This window comes from Streptomyces sp. NPDC004647, assembly GCF_040609575.1.
GTDB lineage: Bacteria > Actinomycetota > Actinomycetes > Streptomycetales > Streptomycetaceae > Streptomyces.
The window spans coordinates 1-4,693 of sequence record NZ_JBEXKU010000167.1; the positions used below are offsets into that span (position 1 = coordinate 1).

General features: G+C 71.3%; 4 protein-coding genes. 3 read left to right on the forward strand and 1 reads right to left on the reverse strand.

Features of this window, described 5'->3' with window-relative positions; all coding sequences use genetic code 11:
• Positions 1–145: 145 nt before the first annotated feature.
• Complete coding sequence (locus tag ABZW18_RS34180; RefSeq protein ID WP_356195268.1) at positions 146–1,432, reverse strand: DUF1343 domain-containing protein; 1,287 nt, start codon at positions 1,430–1,432, stop codon at positions 146–148.
• A gap of 119 nt (positions 1,433–1,551) precedes the next feature.
• On the opposite strand from ABZW18_RS34180, the gene ABZW18_RS34185 reads away from it, so the two are divergent.
• Genes ABZW18_RS34185 through ABZW18_RS34195 form a run of 3 tightly spaced genes read left to right on the forward strand, consistent with a single transcriptional unit; the run spans position 1,552 to position 4,596 of the window.
• Complete coding sequence (locus tag ABZW18_RS34185; protein ID WP_356195276.1) at positions 1,552–2,319, forward strand: SDR family oxidoreductase; 768 nt, start codon at positions 1,552–1,554, stop codon at positions 2,317–2,319.
• On the forward strand, positions 2,316–3,971 hold the full coding sequence (locus ABZW18_RS34190; protein WP_356195271.1) for an AMP-binding protein: 1,656 nt from the start codon (positions 2,316–2,318) through the stop codon (positions 3,969–3,971). The genes ABZW18_RS34185 and ABZW18_RS34190 overlap by 4 nt, the downstream gene beginning before the upstream one ends.
• A 31-nt stretch (positions 3,972–4,002) precedes the next feature.
• Positions 4,003–4,596, forward strand: coding sequence for a TetR/AcrR family transcriptional regulator (locus tag ABZW18_RS34195; RefSeq protein WP_356195274.1), 594 nt, complete (start codon positions 4,003–4,005; stop codon positions 4,594–4,596).
• Positions 4,597–4,693: the final 97 nt, after the last annotated feature.

Consider the following 4,693-nt stretch of genomic DNA (forward strand, 5'->3'; position numbering starts at 1 on the left):
CCCGTTTCTTTCCCCTACTCGCGGCTACCGCGCTGCCCCACGGGGGGGCGGGGGGGGGCGGGGGGGGGGTTGGGTTCGCGGTCGCCCCCCCGGGGGGGGGGGGCACCGGGGCGGCGGCCCCGCGCGCCGCCGCGGCGCGTCAGACTCAACCGCCCCCATACAGCAGATGCCGGGCCCGCTTCCGCCGGAAGGCGGCCAGCCCGCCCTGCCAGGCCGCCACCACCTCGTCCGTCCCCGCCCCCGCGTCGATCAGCGTGCGGACCGACGCCGACCCCGTCAGCTTGTCGATCCAGTGGTCGGGGCGCCAGGCGAAGCCGCTCCACGCCTGCTTCGCGGTGACGAGCAGACCGATGCCCGTACGCACCGGGTCCAACGACTCCCGGTCGTGGACGTGCAGTTGGACCCCGCCGATGGTCTTGCCCTGGAACTTCGAGAATGTGGGCGCGAAGTACGCCTCCCGGAAGCGGACCCCCGGCAGCTCGAGCGCGTTCGCCGCCTCCGCCCACCGCCGGTCGATACCGTCCGCGCCCAGCAGTTCGAACGGCCGGGTGGTGCCCCGCCCCTCGGACAGGTTCGTGCCCTCGAACAGGCAGGTCCCGGAGTAGACCAGGGCCGTTTCCGGGGTCGGCATATTGGGGCTCGGCGGGACCCAGGGAAGTCCGGTCCCGTCGAAGAAGTCCCGGCGCCGCCACCCCGACATCTTCACCGTGTGCAGCTCGACGGCCCGGCCCGCGGCCGCCGGCACGAACTCGGCGTTGAACAGCAGCGCCAGTTCGGCGACCGTCATGCCATGCGCCTGCGCGATCGGCTCGCGCCCGACGAACGTCGCGTACGCCTTGTCGAGCACCGGCCCGTAGGCGCCCCGCCCGGTCACCGGGTTCGGCCGGTCCAGCACCACGAAGCGCTTGCCGGCGAGCACCGCCGCGACCATGCAGTCGTACAGCGTCCAGATGTACGTGTAGAATCGCGCGCCCGCGTCCTGGATGTCGAACACGACCGTGTCCACCGCGGACTCGGTGAAGATGTCCGCGAGCGCCTGACCGCTCTTGAGGTAGGTGTCGAAGACCGGCAGCCCGGTCGCCGGGTCGTCGTAGCGGCCCTCGGAGCCGCCCGCCTGCGCCGTGCCGCGGAAGCCGTGCTCGGGTCCGAAGACCGCGGTCAGGTTCACCCGGTCGTCGGCGTGCATCACGTCCACGATGTGCCGGACGCCCACCGTCACCCCGGTCGGATTGGTCACGACGCCGACGCGCTGACCGTCCAGCGGTGCGTAGCCCCCGGCCGAGAGCCGGTCGAAGCCCGTACGCACCCGCTTGGCGCCACCGTGCCGAGGGGCCGCGGCCCCGGCGGGCGGGGTCCCGGCAGCCATGGCACCCACGGCTCCGGTGGCGGCCAGCAGGCCGCGTCGGGAGAGATGTGCTCGAGAAGTCGGCATGCCCCCGGACGCTAGCGCTCGACGGCGCCCGGCGGAACGACCGCGACCGCAGCGCACAACCCCTTTCCTACAACATACCGACTGGTTAGTCTGCTGCTAGTCGAGTCGAAGGAGCCGCGATCGTGAAGACCCTGCACGATGCCGGAGTCGTGGTCACCGGAGCGGGCGGAGGCATCGGCGCCGCCCTCGCCCGCAGGTTCGCCGCCGAAGGCGCCCGCGTCGTCGTCAACGACCTGGACGCGGTCAAGGCCAAGGCGGTGGCCGAGGAGATCGGAGGCACCGCCGTGCCAGGGGACGCGTCGGAGATCGTCCCCGCCGCCGTCGAGGCGCTCGGCGGGGCCGTCGACGTCTACTGCGCCAACGCCGGGCTCGCCTCGCCGGGCGGGGCCGGGGCCGACGAGCAGGTGTGGGCCGATGCCTGGGACGTCAATGTGATGGCACACGTACGGGCGGCGCGCCTGCTGCTGCCCCAGTGGCTGGAGCGGGGCGACGGCCGGTTCGTGTCCACGGTCTCCGCGGCGGGCCTGCTCACCATGATCGGCGCGGCGCCGTACAGCGTCACCAAGCACGGGGCGCTGGCCTTCGCCGAGTGGCTGTCCCTCACCTACCGGCACCGCGGCGTCAAGGTCCACGCGGTGTGCCCGCAAGGCGTCCGTACCGACATGCTGAACGCGGCGGGCAGCGCGGGCGACCTCGTCCTGGTACCGACCGCCATCGAGCCCGAGCAGGTCGCCGACGCCCTCTTCGCGGGGATGGCCGAGGGACGCTTCCTGATCCTTCCGCATCCCGAGGTCGCCGGATACTCCACCATCCGGGCGGGCGACCCCGACGCCTGGCTCACCAACATGAACCGCCTCCAGCAGAAGTGGGAAGAGGGCACTGCATGAGCACGTCCATCTACGAGGCCAAGCCCTGGCTCGCCCAGCTCACCGATGCCCAGCGGGCCCCCGTCACCCCGCCGGAGACCGTGCTGCACGCCTTCCGTGAGGTCGTGCGCCGCACCCCCGACGCCATCGCGCTCGCCTACTTCGACAGTCGGCTGAGCTACGGAGAGGTGGATGAGCTGTCCGACGGGCTCGCGGGCCACCTCGCGGCGCGCGGCTTCGCCCACGGCGACCGGCTGGCCGTCATCCTGCAGAACACGCCGCAGTTCGTGCTCGCCCTGCTCGGGGCATGGAAGGCCGGCGGCACCGTCGTACCGGTCAACCCGATGTACAAGGAGCGGGAGGTCGCACACGTCCTGAACGACGCCGAGGTCACCGCTCTGGTCTGTGGCGACCGCGCCTGGGAGGACTATCTGCGCGCCACCGCCGCGGACTCGCCCGTCCGTACCGTCCTCACCACCAGCGACTTCGACCTCCAGACGCGCAACGACGAGCGGGTGCTGCGCGGGGAGCGCATACCGGTACCGGCCGGTGCCGAGGATCTGGTCGCCGCCGCGCGGTCCGGCGCCGTGCCGCCCGAAGGTCGCAAGATCACCGCTGCCGACATCGCCCTGATCAGCTACACCTCGGGCACCAGCGGCACCCCCAAGGGCGCCATGAACACCCAGGGCAACATCGCCTACAACGCGGAGTGGCAGCGCAGAGGCTGCGCCCTCCCCGAAGGCAGCTCGATCTTCGCGCTCGCGCCGCTCTTCCACATCACCGGTATGGTCTGCGAGCTCTCGGCCTGCTTCGTGGGCGGCAGCACCCTCGCGCTCGCCTACCGCTTCGAGCCCGGTGTCGTTCTCGACGCCTTTGCCGAGCACCGCCCCGCCTACACCGTCGGCCCGTCCACCGCCTTCATGGCGTTGGCGGCCCACCCCGCCGTCACCCCCGACCACTTCAGCTCCTTCCGGATCATCAGCTCCGGCGGGGCGCCGCTGCCGCCCGCGCTGGTGGAGAAGTTCCGGGCGGGCTTCGGACCGTACATCCGCAACGGGTACGGGCTCACCGAGTGCACCGCCCCCTGTGCCAGTGTCCCGCCCGAGAAGGAGGCCCCGGTCGACCCGGTCTCGGGCACGCTCTCCGTCGGCCTGCCGGGTCCCGACTCGTTCGTACGGATCGTGGACGAGAAGGGCGACGAGGTGCCCTTCGGCGAGCCGGGCGAGATCGTCGTGCGCGGCCCGATGGTGGTGCCCGGCTACTGGCGCCGGCCGGAGGACAGCGCCGTCGCGTTCCCGGAAGGCGAGCTGCGCACCGGTGACATCGGCTTCATGGACGCGGACGGATGGCTGTATGTCGTCGACCGCAAGAAGGACATGATCAACGCCTCGGGCTTCAAGGTGTGGCCGCGCGAGGTCGAGGACGTGCTCTACACGCACCCCGCGGTGCGCGAGGCGGCGGTCGTCGGCGTGCCCGACGAGTACCGCGGCGAATCGGTGAAGGCGTACGTCAGCCTGCGCCCCGAGGAGCCCGTCACGCCCGAGGAACTTGCGGCGTACTGCAAGGAACGCCTCGCCGCGTACAAATACCCGCGCGAGGTGGAGGTGCTGCCCGAGTTGCCGAAGACGACGAGTGGGAAGATCCTCCGACGGGAATTGCGTTCCCGCGTATGACCGAGAGCGAACAGAGGGGCAGGTGGCGGTGATGGCCAGGACGACGGAGGGCGGCGGAACGCCCGTCCCGCAGCGACTGCTGGCCGCGGCCACCCGCCTTTTCGCAGATCAGGGGTACGACCGGACCTCTGTGCAGGAAATCGTCGAGGCGGCCGGGGTGACCAAGGGCGCGCTCTACCACTACTTCGGCTCGAAGGACGATCTGCTGCACGAGATCTATGGGCGGGTGCTGCGGCTCCAGCAGGAGCGGCTGGACGAATTCGCCGAGTCGGAGGCGGCGGTGGAGGAGCGGTTGCGCGGCGCCGCGGCCGATGTCGTGGTCACCACCATCGAGCACCTCGACGACGCCACGATCTTCTTCCGCTCGATGCATCAGCTCAGCCCGGAGAAGCACAAGCAGGTACGGGCGGAGCGGCGGCGCTACCACGAGCGGTTCCGGGCGCTGATCGAGGAGGGCCAGCAGGAGGGGGTGTTCAGCAAGGACACCCCGGCGGACCTGGTGGTGGACTACCACTTCGGATCCGTCCACCATCTGGCCAGTTGGTACCGCCCGGACGGGCCGATGACACAGCAGCAGGTCGCCGATCACCTGGCGGACCTGCTGCTGCGCGCCCTGCGGCCGTGAGCGGGGCCGTAAGCGTCTCCAGCAGAAGGCCGTGAGCGTCTCCACAGAAAAAGGCTGTAAGCGTCCCCAGCAGAAGGGGCCGCCACCGGAATCCGGT